The organism is Collinsella sp. CLA-ER-H9 (assembly GCF_040092295.1).
Taxonomy (GTDB): domain Bacteria; phylum Actinomycetota; class Coriobacteriia; order Coriobacteriales; family Coriobacteriaceae; genus Collinsella.
The window spans coordinates 348,276-366,683 of sequence record NZ_JBBNLV010000001.1 but is presented as its reverse complement, the minus strand read 5'-3'; the positions used below and the strand labels follow the sequence as shown (position 1 = coordinate 366,683).

15 protein-coding genes and 2 tRNA genes are annotated in these 18,408 nt (G+C 60.7%); 12 read left to right on the top strand and 5 right to left on the bottom strand.

Going from position 1 to position 18,408, the window contains the following annotated elements; translation table 11 throughout:
* Nucleotides 1-31: 31 nt before the first annotated feature.
* From AAAX73_RS01495 to AAAX73_RS01475, 5 genes are all read right to left on the bottom strand, one after another.
* On the bottom strand, nt 32-1,177 hold the full coding sequence (locus tag AAAX73_RS01495; RefSeq protein WP_349124836.1) for a polymer-forming cytoskeletal protein: 1,146 nt from the start codon (nt 1,175-1,177) through the stop codon (nt 32-34).
* Nucleotides 1,178-1,283: 106 nt separating this feature from the next.
* Complete coding sequence (locus AAAX73_RS01490) at nt 1,284-1,973, bottom strand: TRIC cation channel family protein (protein ID WP_349124835.1); 690 nt, start codon at nt 1,971-1,973, stop codon at nt 1,284-1,286.
* Nucleotides 1,974-2,401: 428 nt separating this feature from the next.
* Nucleotides 2,402-2,492 (bottom strand) — tRNA-Ser (locus AAAX73_RS01485).
* Nucleotides 2,493-2,540: 48 nt separating this feature from the next.
* Nucleotides 2,541-2,631: transfer RNA gene (locus AAAX73_RS01480), tRNA-Ser, on the bottom strand.
* Between the two features lie 63 nt (nt 2,632-2,694).
* Nucleotides 2,695-2,862, bottom strand: a complete 168-nt coding sequence (locus tag AAAX73_RS01475) for a hypothetical protein (protein WP_195246532.1) — start codon at nt 2,860-2,862, stop codon at nt 2,695-2,697.
* Between the two features lie 275 nt (nt 2,863-3,137).
* Between AAAX73_RS01475 and rpsF the strand changes: the two genes are divergently transcribed.
* From rpsF to carB, 12 genes are all read left to right on the top strand, one after another.
* Entirely contained in the window at nt 3,138-3,431 is a 294-nt protein-coding gene (gene rpsF / locus AAAX73_RS01470) for a 30S ribosomal protein S6 (protein ID WP_006235831.1), read from the top strand.
* 48 nt (nt 3,432-3,479) lie between these two features.
* Nucleotides 3,480-3,932: a single-stranded DNA-binding protein gene (gene ssb / locus AAAX73_RS01465; RefSeq protein WP_006235830.1), complete on the top strand. Its 453-nt coding sequence runs from the start codon at nt 3,480-3,482 to the stop codon at nt 3,930-3,932.
* 72 nt (nt 3,933-4,004) lie between these two features.
* Nucleotides 4,005-4,271: a 30S ribosomal protein S18 gene (gene rpsR, locus AAAX73_RS01460; RefSeq protein WP_117778657.1), complete on the top strand. Its 267-nt coding sequence runs from the start codon at nt 4,005-4,007 to the stop codon at nt 4,269-4,271.
* A gap of 15 nt (nt 4,272-4,286) precedes the next feature.
* Nucleotides 4,287-4,826, top strand: a complete 540-nt coding sequence (gene rplI / locus AAAX73_RS01455) for a 50S ribosomal protein L9 (protein WP_161194402.1) — start codon at nt 4,287-4,289, stop codon at nt 4,824-4,826.
* A 218-nt stretch (nt 4,827-5,044) separates the two neighbouring features.
* On the top strand, nt 5,045-6,442 hold the full coding sequence (gene dnaB, locus AAAX73_RS01450) for a replicative DNA helicase (RefSeq protein WP_117778659.1): 1,398 nt from the start codon (nt 5,045-5,047) through the stop codon (nt 6,440-6,442).
* A 91-nt stretch (nt 6,443-6,533) separates the two neighbouring features.
* On the top strand, nt 6,534-7,820 hold the full coding sequence (locus AAAX73_RS01445; protein ID WP_349124834.1) for an adenylosuccinate synthase: 1,287 nt from the start codon (nt 6,534-6,536) through the stop codon (nt 7,818-7,820).
* Between the two features lie 118 nt (nt 7,821-7,938).
* Nucleotides 7,939-9,243 carry a phosphoribosylamine--glycine ligase gene (gene purD / locus AAAX73_RS01440; protein ID WP_349124833.1) on the top strand — a complete coding sequence of 435 codons (1,305 nt, stop codon included), beginning with the start codon at nt 7,939-7,941 and terminating at the stop codon, nt 9,241-9,243.
* Nucleotides 9,244-9,264: 21 nt separating this feature from the next.
* On the top strand, nt 9,265-9,960 hold the full coding sequence (locus tag AAAX73_RS01435) for an NUDIX hydrolase (RefSeq protein ID WP_349124832.1): 696 nt from the start codon (nt 9,265-9,267) through the stop codon (nt 9,958-9,960).
* A 247-nt stretch (nt 9,961-10,207) separates the two neighbouring features.
* Nucleotides 10,208-11,980: an ABC transporter ATP-binding protein gene (locus tag AAAX73_RS01430; protein ID WP_349124831.1), complete on the top strand. Its 1,773-nt coding sequence runs from the start codon at nt 10,208-10,210 to the stop codon at nt 11,978-11,980.
* A 19-nt stretch (nt 11,981-11,999) separates the two neighbouring features.
* Complete coding sequence (locus tag AAAX73_RS01425) at nt 12,000-12,965, top strand: hypothetical protein (protein WP_117584038.1); 966 nt, start codon at nt 12,000-12,002, stop codon at nt 12,963-12,965.
* 207 nt (nt 12,966-13,172) lie between these two features.
* On the top strand, nt 13,173-14,612 hold the full coding sequence (gene carA / locus AAAX73_RS01420) for a glutamine-hydrolyzing carbamoyl-phosphate synthase small subunit (RefSeq protein WP_117584039.1): 1,440 nt from the start codon (nt 13,173-13,175) through the stop codon (nt 14,610-14,612).
* A 1-nt stretch (nt 14,613) separates the two neighbouring features.
* On the top strand, nt 14,614-17,928 hold the full coding sequence (gene carB, locus AAAX73_RS01415) for a carbamoyl-phosphate synthase large subunit (RefSeq protein ID WP_349124830.1): 3,315 nt from the start codon (nt 14,614-14,616) through the stop codon (nt 17,926-17,928).
* The last annotated feature ends 480 nt before the right edge of the window (nt 17,929-18,408 follow it).

Below are 18,408 nucleotides of genomic sequence, written 5' to 3'. Positions count from 1 at the left end.
AGGTGTCTGTCCCCTTTGTGGTGGTTGACGGCTAGGCGGAAGGAAGGCCCGGAGTATTGGCGGCCTGCTGCGGCTTGAGGCGGGCGTTGCGCCAGATGATCTGGATGACGTAGCCGAGCGTAAAGACGAAGGCTACGCCGCTGACAAAGCTGCCCATAAGGGGAAGTGCCGTGAGTGCGCCCGCGGCGATACCGCCCACGGCGGCCATGGCGTAGCGGTTCTGGCTGTGTCCGATCATGCGTGCGATCGCGGTGCCCGTAAACGCCGCCGAGACCAGAGCGATACCGATCACGGCGCACATGAGAGCTCCGGCGAGTGACAGACCTGCAATCGAGATGATGAGTAACAGGACGGCGGGAACGGCGGCCACCGTGCCCAAAAGACCGCTCACCCACAGAGGGGTAGGTCGTTGACGAAGCATGCCGGCGGCGCTGGCGGTCGCGCGCGGAAAGACGAGCTCGAGGAGGATCGCGACAAAGCAGGTGGAAAGCGCCGCGGCGACGATGCCGCCGATGGTGTCGTTAATCGTTGAGGTGTTCTCGTTCTCGGTACGGTCGATCTTGAGGGCTCCGACCTGAGCGCCCTCGGCCCGCTCGGGGTCCTCGGAAACATGCGCGCTCACGGTGCCGGTGATGCGGGCGTTTTTGCCCAAGACGAGCTTGTCGGCCCAAACCTCGACATCGCCCTCGACGGTGCCGTCGATGGTCACCGTATCGCCTGCAAGTGCTGCCGACTTGGTGGAGCCTCGCAGGGCAACAGTATCGCCCATCGCGTAAAAACAGTTGGCGGTGCTACCGGTGTTGAGCACGACGTGCTGACCGGCTACCGTCACGCTGCCATCGATTGCGGTTTTGGAGATATCGATGGTGCGCGCCGCCAGGCGAATGGCGCCGCCTACGGTGCAGTCGCGAATCGATAGGCTGTCGCCTGCCGCGATAATATCGCGGCCGATGGAGGCATCGTCCAGGTTAAGGCTTTGGCCAGCCCAGTACAGGTCGCCCGCGACGCCAGACGGATTTGAGTCAGCTTCGGTTGCGAGTACGTTGCCCGCGGTGTCTGTGCCGGCGAACGACGCCGTGGGAAGTACGGTCAGCGCAAGCGCAATCAGTACGAATAGGAGGGCGATGCGGGCCTGCGCTTTGTGGCGCTTGGTCGACGGTTCTAGGTTGCAAGGCATAGTGAATCCTTCGTTAGATACTCGGCGTATATCTAACAGGGTACCCAACGTGCGAGCGCTCTAAAAGAACCTCTCGGTTGCATTTCGAAAGGTCGTGCCGTGCTATCTACTTTTTGCGATGTAAAAAGTGCGCGATGTCTTCTTCGGTGGGGCTTTTGATGTCAAAGCGCAGCGAGAGCCAGCGCAGACCCATGGTCACGATAACGCATACGACCAGCGCGGCGACATTGCTGACCAAGCCACTCATGACGAGGCTTACATAGCTTGCCGATCCGGCGATGGCCGCGATGGCATAAAAGTTGGTGCGTTGGAAAATGCCCGGAACCACGCCCATAAAGCCGTCGCGCAGCATGCCGCCGCCCACCGCGGTGAAAAAGCCCATCATGATGCAAACGACGGGTGCAAATCCGTAGACCAGTGCCTTGTCTGCGCCGGTTGCCGCATAGATGCCGACCGAGATGATGTCGAGCAGGGGGATGAGTTTGTCGGGCTTATCGACGATTGCCGGGAAGATGTAAATGATGGCCGCCGTGGCGATGGAGAGCGGCAGCGCCATTGGCTGGTTGAGGATGTAGACGTTGCCGACCTGGAGTGTCATGTCGCGCAAAAGACCGCCGCCCAGACCGCAGACTACCGCGAGTGCGACCGCGCCCACCAGGTCGAGCTTGTGTTCGCGCGCAACCAGCACACCCGAGATCGATGCAGCGACAACGGCGAACATCTCGAGCCAAAATGGGATAGCGACCATGGCATCCGAGGCATGTGAGGTAACGGTTGTGGCGGCGACGACGGGCAAGATGGGGTCCTTTGAGTTGCGGGTTTGGACAATGCCCGTACATAGTACATGTTCGGCGCCTATTGCGACCCTATTGCTCGGCAAACGGTCGGGACTGGGTACGGTCATAGGGCCCAAGCATGTACATCACCCTCCAAAGATGTCGAAAAATATCGTTTTTGGGGGGTGATGTACGTGTTTGGGGATCTGGGTTGATGCTGAATGCGATGGGGGCGTGGCTGAATAGGAGGGATGTCTAAATTTTGAGCGGAGCTCAAAATTTATTCGGTTGGCTTGCGCCGACCGCGCTGCGCTAAAAACGCGCCACCGGCGCGTTTTCTTTACGCTTTGCGCCCTGGCGGGTTCGAACCCCTCCTTCTTCGCCGTATTTGCTTGTTAGGGACTCAAAACAAAAAAGCCCCCATTCCCGGGAGCTTTCTCAACCAAAATGGCGGAGGAGGAGGGATTCGAACCCTCGTGACCTTATACAGGCCAAACGGTTTTCGAGACCGCCGCATTCAACCACTCTGCCACCCCTCCGCGTGGGGTAAAAACAAAGCAGGCACTAAGGCCTGCTTTGGAATTAACTGGCGGAGAGTCAGGGATTTGAACCCTGGAGACGCTTTTGACGCCTACACGATTTCCAATCGTGCTCCTTCGGCCACTCGGACAACTCTCCGTTAAATGCGAAAGTCAGTATACACGAGGAATCGAAAAGTGCAAACAGAAAACTTGGCATTTTTTAAAGCGCTCGCTCCGCACCCGTATCCGGCATGTGCCAGATGAGTACTAAAAAAGCATCCTGACCAGCCAGATCCCGCTCGATGATCTGTTCAAAATAGGTATTCATGAATGACGTGGCAGCGAATTTAAAAATTTTGAGGCAATCGATTGAACCGGTGGTATGCATTTCGTGACCACAACCCTGCAATCGGCGACCTGCGGTTTGACTCAGGTTGTCCTCGCCGCAGCGTATCTTGCTATCGAATTCGTCAAGCTCTTGGTCAGCATTTGGTTGGAATACGCATGAAGAGCCGTGTAAGCATGGGTATATGTGGAGGTCATGAGGTTGTAGCTGCATATTCTTGCAGCCTGGGAGGTTGAAAGATATTATTACCAAGTCTTTTCCTGCTTCAGGCGCACCTTCACGACCTGAAGCCACATTTGCCCAGAGGAGGTGACAATATGAAGGCTTATGAACTGCTGTTCTTTGTTGACCCGTCGCTCGACCCCGAGACTCGTCTCGCTGTTATGAAGCGTATCGATACCACGATCGCTGAGGGCGCTGGCAAGGTCGACTCCGTTGACGAGTGGGGCAAGCGCAAGCTCGCCTACGAGATCAACGACCTCACCGATGGTGACTACACCCTCATCAACTTCCACGCAGATCCTACCCAGATCGCCGAGCTTGATCGCGTCCTGCGCATCACCGACGCTGTGGTCCGCCACATGATCGTCCGTCGCGACGACCAGGAGTAAGACTGTCGTTTTGGACTGGGCTTGTGCCCCAAGAGGAAGTAGTGAGTTATGAGCATCAATCGAGTGAACATCACCGGTAACCTCACCCGCGATCCCGAGCTGCGCGCCACCGCCGGCGGAACCCAGGTTCTGTCCTTTGGCGTCGCCGTGAACGATCGTCGCCGCAACGCGCAGACTGGCGAGTGGGAGGACTATCCCAACTTTGTCGACTGCACTATGTTCGGCACCCGCGCCGAGGCCGTGAGCCGTTTCCTGGCAAAGGGAAACAAGGTCGCGATCGAGGGCAAGCTGCGCTACAGCTCTTGGGAGCGCGACGGTCAGCGCAGGAGCAAGCTTGAGGTCATCGTCGATGAGATCGAGTTTATGAGCTCCCGTGGTGGCCAGGGTGGCTACGATCAGGGCGGTTACGCCCCCGCAGCTCCCGCGCCCGCAGCGCGTCCTGCCGCACCGGTGGCTACGCCGCCCGCGGTCGACGTCTACGATGAGGACATCCCGTTCTAAGGGTTGTTCACCTATTTTTGAGTGAGAGGCGGCTTCGGCTCGCCGAAGTTGCCAAACGAAAGGTATTTTGACATGGCTAATGATTATTCTGCACGTCAGCCGCGTCGTAAGTACTGCCAGTTCTGCAAGGAGAACACTGAGTTCATCGACTATAAGGACACTCAGCTTCTCCGTAAGTACATGACCGACCGTGGCAAGATCAAGCCCCGTCGCGTCACTGGCGCTTGCACGCAGCATCAGCATGACATCGCCAACGCCATCAAGCGCGCCCGCGAGATGGCTCTCCTGCCGTACACCGTCCCCGTGGTTTCCTCTCGTGGCAACCGCGACCGCGGCTAAGAAGGGAGACGCATCATGAAGGTTATTCTTCTCGATGAGATCAAGGGCAAGGGCGGCGAGGGTGACGTCGTAGAGGTCGCTCAGGGTTACGCTGAGAACTTCCTGTTCCCCAAGAAGCTCGCTGTTGCCGCCACCAAGGGCAACCTCAAGCAGCTTGACGAGCGTCGCAACAACATCGCCAAGCGCGAGGCCGTCCGTCTGGCTACCGCCAACGAGACCAAGGCTGCCTTCGAGGGCAAGCAGGTCACCGTTGACGTCAAGGTTGGCGACGAGGGCATCCTCTTTGGCTCCGTTACCGCCGCTATGATCGCTGACGCCATCAAGGATCAGCTCGGTATGGACATCGACCGCAAGCGCGTCGAGCTCGGTAAGCCCATCAAGGTTGCCGGTGCCCACACCGTTGCTATCTCGCTGTACCGCGAGATCAAGGCCGAGGTTGTCGTTCTCGTCGGCGTTACCGCCGAGGAGCTCGCTGCCGAGGCTGAGGTTGAGGAGACCGCTGAGGTCGCCGAGGCCGAGACCGCCGAGGTCGAGACCGAGGCTGCTGCCGAGTAGCATTTGCTGCAACGCAACAATCTTGTTCTAAGAAGGGCGCTCTGGGAGACCAGGGTGCCCTTTTATTTTTTGCGCTGGATGAGTGCCGCGGCGGTCATCGAGATGCGGCTCCGTGTATGGGACCGTTCATCCGTTTGGTTCGGTGATGATTGCCAAGGCGCGGCTCGATTTATAGCCGTGGCTGATACTATGGATGCTCGCAAGCGATATGAATGAGGATGCTCATGGCATATGACGATAGGGAGACGGGACTGACGGTCGAGGACCGCGGTTCCAAGTTGGGTCTCCCCCAAAACCAAGATGCAGAGGCCAACGTACTGGCCGCTATGCTGCTATCGCCCGAGGTGGTCGAAGAGGCCCAGGTCGAGCTGCAGCCCGATGACTTCTACCGGCCCATTCATAAGACCATCTATACCGCGATGGTCGATATGTACAACAGTCGCATCCCCATCGACTCCATCTCGCTGATCGATTACCTGCGAAGCATCAACAAGCTCGATGCCGTGGGCGGCGAGGCGTACATTTTGGAGCTGATGGGACAGACCCTGTCGCTCGTCAACTGGCAGCACCATGCCGCCATCGTGCGCCGCGACTCGATGCTGCGTGAGCTGATTGGCGCCACCAACGAGATCAACGCGCTGGCCTACAACGCCCCCACCGACACCAAAGAGGTCGTGGAGCTGGCCGAGAGCAAGCTGCTCAAGGTCACGGCGCGTGAGGTTAAGTCGAGCTACAAGACGCTGACCGAGTTTATGGTCGAGGCCTATAACGAGGCCGAGGAAGTGTGCAAGGCTGGCGGTCAGGCTGCAGGCGTGCCCACGGGCTTCCCGTCGCTCGACCGTATGCTCATGGGTTTCCGCGAAGGTCAGCTCATCATCATCGGCGCCCGCCCCGCCGTGGGTAAGACGTCGTTCGCCCTGAACTTGGCGCTCAACGCCGCCGCCGCGGGCTATACCGTCGGCTTCTTCTCGCTGGAGATGTCGGGCAAGGAAATTGCCCAGCGTCTGATTTGCGCCTATGCCATGATCTCGATCAGCGATTTCCGTACGGGCCGCATTAGTCCCGAGCAGTGGGCCAACATCAATGAGGCCACGCAGACGCTGTCCAAGCTCGATATTCTGATTGACGATACGCCCGGCACCACGGTGACCGAGATTCGCGCCAAGAGCCGCCGCATGCTCCATAACAAGGAGAAGGCCATCATCATCCTGGACTATTTGCAGCTGGTGAGTCCTCCGCCGGGACGTCGTTCCGAGAGCCGTACCGTCGAGGTCTCCGAGATGTCGCGTGGTCTGAAGATTATGGCCAAGGAGCTCAAGATTCCGCTGATCGCGCTGTCGCAGCTGTCGCGTCAGGTTGAATCCCGTACCGGCAAGCGCCCGCAGCTGTCCGACCTGCGTGAATCGGGCTCCATCGAGCAGGACGCCGATATCGTCATGTTCTTGGACCGATCCGCCGACGAGGCCGAGGCCTCGCGCGACGACCGACCCGACGAGGGCGTTACGCGTATCGTCGTGGCCAAGAACCGTTCGGGCCCGATTGGCGACGTCGACCTGATGTTCCTGCCGGCATCCACCAAGTTCTATGAGCTTGATGGGGCGCATACCGAGGAGTAGGACAGGCGCCCGTTGCACGGGTATACTGGGAATGTTTTGTGCTTCTGCGCGCTTGCGGTGCGCGGACAGTCCATGAATGTGAGGAGTAAACATGCCGTCAACCGTTTTGGTCGGTGCCCAGTGGGGCGATGAGGGCAAGGGTAAGATCTGCGACCTGGTCGCCGGCGACTTTGATGCCGTCGTGCGCTACTCGGGCGGCAACAACGCCGGCCACACCATCGTCGTCAACGGCAAGAAGTACGGCCTGCACCAGGTGCCCTCCGGCATCATGTATTCCGACCACGTGTCGGTAATCGGTAACGGCTGCATCGTCAACCCCAAGGTTGTCCTTGAGGAGATCGACATGTTCGAGGCCGATGGCATCACCACCAAGAATCTCAAGATCAGCGGCAACGCGCATGTCATCATGCCGTACCACATCGATCTGGATGGCGCCTTTGAGCAGAAGCTCGGCAAGAAGAACATCGGTACCACCAAGCGCGGCATCGGTCCGTGCTACCAGGACAAGATGGCCCGTATTGGCCTGCGTATGCAGGACATGCTGGATGAGGCGCTGTTCCGCGATAAGCTGGAGACCGCTCTTGCCCGCGTGAACCCCGAGCTGGAGCTCATCTACCACCTGCCCACCTACACCGTGGATCAGATTTGCGACGAGTACCTGCCTATGGCCGAGCGCCTGCGCCCCTACATCACCGAGACGAGCCTGCTGCTCAACAACATGATCGATGAGGGCAAGGATTTGCTGTTTGAGGGCGCCCAGGCGACGCTGCTCGACATCGATCACGGCACCTATCCGTACGTGACGTCTTCTAACTGCACCGCCGGCGGCGCCATTACCGGTTCCGGCGTCGGCATGAAGAACGTCGACCGCGTGCTGGGCGTCATGAAGGCCTACATCACCCGCGTCGGTTCGGGCCCCATGCCCACCGAGCTTTCCTATGAGTCCGAGGCCGGCCACACGCTGACCGAGGAGGGCTACGAGTACGGCGTGACCACCGGTCGCCGTCGTCGCTGCGGCTGGTTTGACGGCCCTATCGCCAACTATGCCTCGCGCGTCAACGGCCTTACCGACATCGCCGTGACCAAGCTCGACGTGCTTTCGGCCTTCGACACCATCAAGGTGTGCGTGGCCTACGACGTCGATGGCGAGCGCTACACGAGCGTGCCCGAGCATCAGGTGCGCTTTGAGCACGCCAAGCCCATCTACGAGGAGCTCCCTGGCTGGAAGTGCGACATCACCGGTTGCCGCAGCTTTGACGAGCTGCCGCAAGAGGCTCAGGACTATGTGGCGTTTATCGAGGATCTGGCACACACCCGCGTGACGTTTATTGGCGTTGGCGCTGGTCGCGAGCAGATCATCAACCGATTCTGGAAGTAATCGGGACTATTTGGTTATTGCGATATACCCCTTTGCAGCCCAAGCGGGCGGCCGAGGGGTATATTTGCTTGCAAAGGGCTCGCGTGGAGCGGGCCGTTAATCCATAGAGGAGGCACCCTTGAAGGCGGACACTCAAACCATCGACATCCTGTTGTTGGGCAGCGGCGGCCGTGAGCATGCTTTGGCAGCTAAGCTCGCAGCATCACCGCGCGCCGGCAAGCTCTACATCGCGCCGGGCAACGGCGGCACCGCGAGCTGCGGCGAGAACGTTGTTCTCGACGACTGCGATCCTGCGGCCGTGACGGCGTTTGCGCAGAGCCACGGATGCGGACTCGTGGTAATTGGCCCCGAGGCTCCGCTCGTGGCGGGCGTGGCCGACGCCGTGCGCGCGGCGGGTATTCCCTGCTTTGGCCCGGGTGCCGAGGGCGCCCAGATGGAGGGCTCCAAGCTGTTCTCCAAGCAGCTCATGGAGCGTGCGGGCATTCCGACGGCAGCCTATGGTTCGTTTACCGACGAGGCTTCGGCTCTTGCCTATGTGCGCGAGCAGGGCGCTCCGCTGGTCGTCAAGGCCGACGGCCTTGCCGCGGGCAAGGGCGTTATCGTGGCAACCGAGCTTTCGCAGGCCGAGGAGGCTGTGCGTGAGTGTTTTGGCGGCACCTTTGGCGATGCCGGCAACACGGTGGTCATCGAGGAGATGCTGACCGGCCCCGAGTGCTCGCTGCTGGCCTTTACCGACGGTAAGACCGTGCGTCCCATGGCCACCTCGCAGGATCACAAGCGTGCGCTCGAGGGCGACAAGGGCCCCAACACGGGCGGCATGGGCGTCTACAGCCCGGTGCCCATCGTGACCGACGAGGAGCACGCCATCATGGTGAAGGTCATGGAGCAGACCGTGGCCGAGCTTGCTGCCGAGGGTATCGACTACCGCGGCTGCCTGTACGGTGGCTTTATGCTCACGCCTGCCGGTCCCAAGGTACTGGAGTTCAATGCCCGCTTTGGTGATCCCGAGACTCAGGTCGTGCTGCCGCGCCTTAAGAATGACCTGGTCGAGGTCATGCTGGCTTGTGCCAACTGCGAGCTCGATCAGATTGAGCTCGACTGGCGTGACGAGTGGGCCGTGGCCGTTGTCCTGACGAGCGCGGGCTATCCCGGCAGCTACGAGAAGGGCAAGGTCATCACCGGTATCGCCGACGCCGAGGCCATGGAGAACGTGACCGTGTACCACGCGGGCACTGCCGTGGTGGACGGCCAGCTCGTGACCAATGGTGGCCGCGTGCTTGCCGTGACCGCGCTGGGCGACACGTTCGAGAACGCTCGCAACCTTGCCTACGAGGCCTGCGAGAAGATTGATTTTGAGGGCAAGACCCTGCGTCACGACATCGGCCTGCGCGCGCTGCGCGGCCGCGACGCCTGGGATGCCTAAAATCCGAGAGGAATGAGACGGATGGACGAGAAGAACGAAGAACTCGTGGACGCGCAGATCGTCGAGGAGGACAGCCGCATGTATGGGCACGCCGAGGGCGAGCCTGGTGGCGAGGTCGCTGACGAGCCGGCGCTGGTGCTGGGCGACGACGACCCGCACGATGCCGAGCTGCACGAGAAGATTCTTTCGGAGGAGTGCGCCTGGAAGGGCAAGATCCTCGACGTCCACCGTCTTGAGGTTGAGCTGCCCAACGGTCGCCGCAGCGCCCGCGATATCGTTCGCCATCCGGGTGCGGCGGCCGTTGTGGCGCTGACCGAGAGCGGCAAGATCGTACTGGTGCGTCAGTACCGCACCGCCATCGACCGCGTGACGGTCGAGATTCCCGCCGGCAAGCTCGATCCAGGCGAGGACCCGCTCGATTGCGCCAAACGCGAGCTGCATGAGGAGACGGGCTTTAGGGCCGGTCGCATTCGCTTTTTGACGTCCATTGTCACGTCCTGTGGTTTTTGCGACGAGATCATTCACATCTACTTGGCTACCAGGCTCGAGTTTGATGCGCCCAACCCCGATGATGACGAGTTTGTCAACGTGGACCTGGTGCCGCTGCACGAGCTGATCGACGCCGTGCTCGACGGCAAGATCGAAGACGCCAAGACCGTCGTGGGCGCTCTTGCCTGCGACAGTATCGCTCACCGACTAGGCGGGGCAGAGCTCTAGGTTACGCGGTTTTACCAAACCGCGTAACGAGTCGACGCTGCAAACGCCCCTAAGCGGCAATCTGCCTTTCAATCGTCGCTCGCGTACCGAAGTACGCGTCGCTCCTCTTTCAAGGCACCTTGCTCGCTTAGGGACGTTTTCGCTGACGCTGCCAGAACATCGGCGTTATGCTTGTTGGGACGCTTTGTTTTCAGCCTGACCGGTTCAACCGGATTTCTCACGCTATTTATTTCTCTTCGAGGATTGCATGTTTAAAAGGTTTCTCTCGTATTACGAGCCCCAGATGGGGCTTTTTGTTGCTGATACTGTTTGTGCTCTGGTGCTTGCCGCCATTGACCTGGCGTTCCCCATTATCCTGCGCAATTTGACCGGTGGGCTGTTTACTCAGGGTCAGGCTGTCATTATGCAGGCGCTCGGCATGATCGCGGTGGGCTTGGTGCTGATGTATGCCGTCCGCTGCGCCTGCCGCTATTTTGTGAGCTATTGGGGTCACGTGATGGGCGCGCGTATGGAGTCCAAAATGCGCGAGGACCTGTTTGACCAGTATGAGCGCTTTAGCTTTGCGTACTTTGACCGCAACAGCTCGGGCGACATGATGAGCCGCGTGGTCAACGACCTGTTCGATATCTGCGAGGCGGCGCATCACGTGCCCGAGTGGATCATCATCTGCGGCATCGAGATTATCGGCTCGTTTGTGATCCTCTTTACCATCGCCCCGGTGCTGGCGCTCGCCATGGCCGTGGTGACGGCGGCGTTTGCGGTCATCATGTTTTGGCAGAACATGCGCATGCGCGAGGTCTTTAGCGACAACCGCAAAAAGATCAGCGGCATCAATGCGCAGCTGCAGGATTCGCTGGCGGGCATGCGCGTGGTCAAGAGCTTTGCCAATGAGGAGACCGAACGTTTCAAGTTCCGCGCCTCCAACAATCGCTATCTTTCGTCCAAGGAGAACATGTATCACGCCATGGGCGTCTATACCGCGACGTATGGCCTGCTCTCGGGTGTGCTCTATGTGATCGTGGTGCTGCTGGGCGGTTGGCTGGTTGCCCAAGGCCAGCTGCAGGCAGTCGATATGGCAACCTTCGCGCTCTACATTTCGCTGTTCTGCACGCCGCTCGAGACACTCGTCAATTCGGCCGAAATGTATCAGAAGGCTATCGCCGGCTTTAAGCGTATGGACGAGGTACTCTCGACCGCGCCGGATATCCAGGACAAGCCGGGCGCCACGGATCTGCAGGTGACTGCCGGCGCCGTGGAGTATCACGACGTGTGCTTTAACTACGAGGATGTTGAGCTGGGCGAGGGCGATGCCGACGAGCGTCCCGTTATCGACCATATGGATCTGTCTATCAAGCCCGGGCAGACCATCGCTTTGGTTGGCCCTTCGGGCGGTGGCAAATCGACGACCTGTTCGCTGCTGCCGCGCTTTTATGACGTGGCCGCCGGATCCATTAGCATCGACGGCCAGGACGTGCGCGATGTGACGCAGCAGAGCCTGCGTCGCGCCATCGGCCTGGTGCAGCAGGATGTCTATCTGTTTGATGGCACGATTGGCGAGAACATCGCCTACGGCAAGCCGGGCGCTACGGCAGGAGAGATCGCCGAGGCCGCCCGTCGCGCCAACATCGATGCCTTTATCGAGTCGCTTCCACAGGGCTATGACACGGTCGTGGGCGAGCGCGGCAGCCGTCTTTCGGGCGGACAGAAACAGCGCGTTGCCATCGCGCGTGTGTTTCTCAAGAATCCCAAAATCTTGATCTTGGACGAGGCGACGAGTGCTTTGGATAACGAGAGCGAGGAGGCGGTCCAGGAGTCGCTCGAAGAGCTGGCACGCGGCCGCACCACGATTATCATCGCCCACCGTCTCTCGACCATTAAACACGCCGATGAGATTGCGACCGTTGAGCATGGTCGCGTTGTGGAACGTGGCACGCACGAGGAGCTTCTCGCCCGTGGCGGCACCTATGCCCGTTACTATCGAATGCAGTTCGAAGGTGCGCGTGCGCACGAGCTCGACTGATTGATATGACAGGAAGTTTATGGCTGACAAGAACCCTTTGACTCCGGAAGAAGTGACGGAGTTATTCTCCGAAATCGATGCATCCGGTGTCTTGGATCCCACGCTTGCCAAAAAGCGCACCGAGCGCATGCGCGAGAAGGAGGCGGCGGCCAAGCGCGGTGACAAAGCGGCGCTAGCGCAGCTGCGCAGCGAGGACCGCGCGAGCCAGGCAAAACATATCGACCCGCTGTCCGAGGACGATCCTTCGGGTTCGCAGGTGAGTCATACCATTACGAAGACCGCGATGGCCGTGGTCATTGGTATTTTGGTGCTGATCGTGGGCATGCAGATTGGCTACGGCGTGATGCGTCGCCTGAACACCGCCAACCTGTCCGAGAGCGTTTCGGTCGATACCGTTTCGACGGCGCTGAAGGGCGGCCTTGAGTGGGGCAACGGCTTTACGCAGTTCCCGCTCGACTTTACCGTCGATGAAGCCGATGAGCGTACGGGCACGGTCGAGGTGACGGTGTTGGACACATCGTCTGCCAACGAGCTCGAGCTGCTGTCCAACGGGCAGATTCAGGCCGCGGCGCTTGCGACCAACGCGTTGCTCAACGATAAGATCGACCGCGTGGTGTATAACGTTCACGCCTATATCGACGAGGATAGCAACATTCAGCACGATTCCTTCTTTGGCATGTTTCCCGCCCAGGGCCACCAGAGCGCCATCCTGACGTTCGTGTGGACCAAGAGCTCATCCAACGCTACGAGTATCGACTGGAAGATGCGCATCGTGAGTATGGATGACACCATCGCCGAGCGCATTCAGAAGCAGGTGAACTCGGTGTCGTCGTTGATTGAGGACCCGGTGGTGAGCCAGACCAAGATTGACGAGGAAAAGGCCGAACGTGACCTGGAGCATCGTCTGCATGGCCGCGAGATTTTCCGCGGCGGCAAGCCCGATCGCACACCGTCCGAACTGCTGGAGCAGGACAAGATAAAATAAGACGCCATCATCCCGCGTGAGCCACAAGCCCCGCGGGATGATTTTTCCGGGACGGGGATTAAAAAATCATTATGCATAGAAAGTCATAATTATCATTTCGTAAACATTTCGATGAAATTAACGCCATGAGGCATGCTTGCGGTTACAATACCGCGAGGCCTAACTACACACCTTTAAGCCGGTCCTGTGAGACCGGGAAGGAGAATTATGGCGAACAACCATACCGCGGGCGCTGCCGCCCGCACCTTCGCGCCCAGCGAGCTTTGCCAGCGTATGCTGGCCAAAACCAGCAAGGGCGCCTGCGGTCCCTGTATCCTGTATCTTGAGGATGGGACCATTTTTTATGGACGTGCATGCGGCGCCGAGGGCACCGCGACCGGCGAAGTCTGCTTCAACACCTCGCTTGAGGGCTACTTTGAGGTCATGACCGACCCGAGTTATGCCGGCCAAATTGTAACCATGACCTATCCGCAGATCGGCAATTACGGTATCGACGAGACCGATGTCCAGTCGGCCTTCCCCGGCGACGCCGTGCGCCCTGCGAGCGCTCCGGCTATGCGCGGCATGATCGTTCGCGACATGTGCGCCACGCCTTCTAACTGGCGCTCGGCCGTCAGCGTGCCGGAGTACCTGCGCGCTCACGGCATCGTCGCTATCGAGGGTGTCGACACCCGCGCTCTGGTGCGCCATCTGCGCGACAATGGTTCCAAGATGGGCATTATCTCGACAGAGATCTTCGACGTCGACGAGCTCGCCGAGCGTCTGGACGCAGCGCCCACGCTGGTGGGCGAGAACCTGGTCAAGACCGTGAGCTGTCCCGCGCCTCACGAGTTCGTGGCCGCCGACCTGCCTGCCACGCATGGCTTTGCGCTTGTGGCTGCCGCTCCTGCCCGTCACAAAGTGGTCGCCTACGACTGCGGTGTGAAGCGCGGTATTCTGGAGGGCCTGGTCCGTGCCGGCTGCGACCTCACCGTCGTGCCGTGGGATACGCCCGCCCAGCAGGTGCTCGACATGAATCCTGATGGCGTCTTTTTGTCCAACGGCCCCGGCGACCCCGATGCCGTGGTGGAGACCTACGAGCAGGTGCAGCAGCTGATCGGCAAGGTGCCGGTCTTTGGTATTTGCCTGGGTCACCAGATGATCAGCTTGGCCTGCGGCGCCCAAATGGAAAAGCTTAAATTCGGTCACCGTGGCGGTAACCAGCCGGTTATGAATCTGGTGAGCCGTCGCGTGGAGATCACCGCGCAAAACCACGGCTTTGGCCTGCTGTTCCCCAGTCTGGGCAAACTGATTCCGGAGCTTTCCGGCGGCGAAACCGAGCATGCGGCCGATGGCGACCTGCGCGCCTGGGTGCGTCGCGGCGTCGCGCCGGTCGTGATGAACGAGCGCTTTGGTCGCATTCGCCTGACACATGTGAACCTCAACGACGGCACCGCCGAGGGCATCCAGCTGCTCGACGCCCCGTGTTTCTCGGTCCAGTACCACCCCGAGGCTTCGCCCGGCCCCACCGATGCCCACTATCTCTTTACCGCCTTTACGCGACTCATGGACGGCGAGGAGAACTACCTGGACATCGACACCGCGAAGGACCGCCTCGCCGGCTGGAATTTCGCCGAGTCCGAGAACGCTGCGACCGAGGAGAACTAACATGCCTAAACGTACTGACATCAAGCGCATCCTCGTTATTGGTTCGGGCCCCATCGTTATTGGCCAGGCCTGCGAGTTCGACTACTCCGGCGCCCAGGCCTGCAAGGTGCTCAAGGAGGATGGCTTTGAGGTCATCCTGGTCAACTCCAATCCGGCGACCATCATGACCGACCCGGGCTTGGCCGACCGCACCTATGTTGAGCCTATCACCGCCGAGTTTATCGAGCGCGTGATCAAGAAAGAGCGCCCGGACGCGCTGCTGCCCACGCTGGGCGGCCAGACCGGTCTGAACGCCGCCGTCGAGCTGGCAAAGGACGGCACGCTCGACAAGTACGGCGTCGAGATGATCGGCTGCGACCTGGCCGCTATCGAGCGCGGCGAGGACCGCAAACTCTTTAACGAGGCCATGGCCGAGATCGGCCTGGAGGTCGCGCGCTCGGGCTATGCCTACAGCGTGGCCGACGCCGAGGCTATCGCCGAGCGCGTGGGATATCCCTGCGTACTGCGCCCGAGCTTTACCCTCGGTGGCGCCGGCGGCGGCATCGCGCATACCCACGAGGAGCTCGTCTCCATCGTGAGCCAGGGCCTTGAGCTCTCGCCTGCCCATGAGGTGCTGGTCGAGGAGTCCATCGAGGGTTGGAAAGAGTATGAGATGGAGGTCATGCGCGACCACGCCGGCAACGGCATCATCGTGTGCTCCATCGAGAACCTCGACCCCATGGGCGTGCATACCGGTGACTCCATCACCGTGGCGCCGGCGCAGACCCTCTCCGACCTTGAGTATCAGCGCATGCGTGTCGCCTCGCTCGCTATCTTGGAGAAGATCGGCGTCGAGACCGGTGGCTCTAACGTGCAGTTTGCCGTGAACCCCCAGACCGGCCGCCTGATTGTCATCGAGATGAACCCGCGCGTGAGCCGTTCGTCCGCACTGGCCTCCAAGGCCACGGGCTTCCCCATCGCCAAGGCCGCCGCTCGCCTGGCCGTGGGCTACACGCTCGACGAGATCGTCAACGACATCACCAAGGCAACGCCCGCCTGCTTTGAGCCCACGATCGACTACTGTGTGGTCAAGGTGCCGCGCTTTGCCTTCGAGAAGTTTAAGGGTACCGACCCCACGCTCACCACGCGCATGAAGGCCGTGGGCGAGATTATGGCGATCGGCCGCACCTTTGAGGAGGCCTTCGGCAAGGCCATGCGCTCACTGGAGGACGGTCACCAGGGCATCTGCGCCGGTGGCAAGGAGGGTGCCGACAAGCTGAGCGACGATGAGCTCGCTCAGGCCGTGGCAACCCCGACCGAGCACCGCATCTTCTTTGTGGTCGAGGCCCTGCGCCGTGGCTGGGACATCGCCCACATCCATGCCATCTGCGGTATCGATCCGTGGTACCTCAACCGTATCAACGACATGGTGCAGGTCCAGGAGAGCATCCGCGGCCTGCGTGTGGAGGATATCGACGCCGACGCGATGCGCCTGCTCAAGCAGTACGGCACGAGCGACGCCGAGATTGCCGCGCTGACCGGCTCGGACGAGCGCTTTGTGCGCGCCTATCGCAAGGGTCTGGGCGTGGTTCCCAGCATGAAGACGGTCGATACCTGCGCTGCGGAGTTTTCGAGCGCCACGGAGTACCACTACAAGACGTACGAGAACATCTACCGCACGAGCCCGGATGCCAAGAAGTGCGTGGCTCCCGACGAGACCACGCCGGCGGACAAGCCCAAGGCGATGATCCTGGGCGCCGGCCCCAACCGCATTGGCCAAGGTATCGAGTTCGATTACTGCTGCGTGCACGCGAGCTACGCACTGGCGGCTCGCGGCTTCGAGACCATCATGGTCAACTGCAACCCCGAGACCGTTTCGACTGACTACGACACCTCGGACCGCTTGTACTTTGAGCCGCTCACCTACGAGGACGTCATGGACGTTATCGATGTCGAGTGCCCCGACGGCGTCGTGGTGACGCTCGGCGGCCAGACTCCGCTTAAGCTGGCGCGCATGCTCGAGGAGAGCGGCGTGAACATTATGGGCACCAAGCCCGATGCCATCGACTTTGCCGAGGACCGCGAGCGCTTCGCCGCTCTGCTCGACAAGCTGGGCATCATGTACCCGCCGGCGGGCCAGGCCACCTCGTTTGAGGAGGCCGAGGCCGTGGCCGCGCACATCGGCTATCCGCTGCTGGTGCGCCCGAGCTATGTGCTGGGCGGCCGCGGCATGATGATCGCCTACGATGCCGAGCATCTGCGCGATTACATGGCCGAGGCTGCGCGCATTAGCCCCGACTACCCGGTGTACCTGGACCGCTTCCTGGAGGGTGCGATCGAGTCCGACGTCGACGCCCTGTGCGATGGCGAAGAGGTATACATCGGCGGCATCCTGGAGCATATCGAGGAAGCCGGTATTCACTCCGGCGACTCCGCGACCTGCATCCCGCCGTTCAGCTTTAGCGAGAGCCTGCAGGCGAAGCTCCGCGAGACCACGCGCCGCATCGCGATGGCGCTGGGAGTCCGCGGTCTGGTCAACGTGCAATATGCCATCAAGGGCGAGACCGTCTACGTGATCGAGGCCAACCCGCGCGCCAGCCGTACCGTGCCGTTTATCTCCAAGGCCACCGGCGTGCCGCTGGCCAAATGCGCGGCGCGCATCATGGCAGGCGATTCCATCGCGAGCTTGGGCCTGCCGAGCGACGAACGTCAGCTGGACTGGTTCTGCATGAAGGAAGCCGTCATGCCCTGGGGACGTTTCCCGGGCGCCGACGTCATCTTGGGGCCCGAGATGAAGTCGACGGGCGAGGTCATGGGTATCGCTAAGAGCTATCCCGAGGCATACGCCAAGACGCAGCTGGCGATCGACTACAAGCTGCCCGACCCGAGCGCCGGCAAGGTATTCATCAGCGTGTGCGACCGCGACAAGCGCCACATCCTTTCGGTCGCGCGTATCCTGCGTTACCTGGGCTTTGACATCTGCTCCACCGAGGGTACGGCGCGCGTGCTGCGTGGAGGCAACGTGACGTGCGAGATCGTGGAGAAGATTAGCGGCCCGCACGACGGCGAGCGCCCCAACATCGGCGACCTCATCGCCGATGGCAAGATCGCGGTGATCATCAACACGCCGTACGGTCCGGGCTCGCGCGGCGACGGCTATCTGTTGCGTACCGAGGCGGTGCGCCGCGGCGTGACTTGCGTGACCGCGATGTCTGCGGCCAACACGTACGTGAGTGCCATCGAGGCCGTGCGCGAGGACCAGCAGGGTCACGGCAGCGCCAACGACATGGGCATGGACGTCATCGCCCTGCAGGACCTGCCGCAGTACACGGTGTAGTGTGACCTGGTCGGCCGGGGCGGGAGGGGCCGAGATTTCCCCCTTTCGCTCCGGCTGCAAGCAGAGTCGCTCAGTGGGAAACTCGGCCCCCTCCGCCCCGGCCTACGGTGACTCGGCTGCACCGTGTGCTGCCGAAGGAGCTTTGCGCGATGACTAGGGCTGAAGAAAAAAGAGAGTGTGGGCAGAGCCCACGTTTTGTATGGGGTCCTCCGGTGAATTGCATTCACCGGAGGACCTTTTTGTGGCTGGCTGAGAGTGCCGCTGAACTAACTGTCCACCACCCTCCGTCAACCTCTCATTCCAAACCAAATCAGCCAACGTACGTCATGGCAATCTCCGGTAGGTCGCAGGGCGGCGGTCGAGCTTTTCTCTCGGGAAACTTCGCGAAGCCCAGTTCCCGAGGGAAAGGTATGGTCTGTGTAATACCAGATAAACAGTACATTTTTGCTAGATTGGTATTTGACTGAAGAACCAATTGGT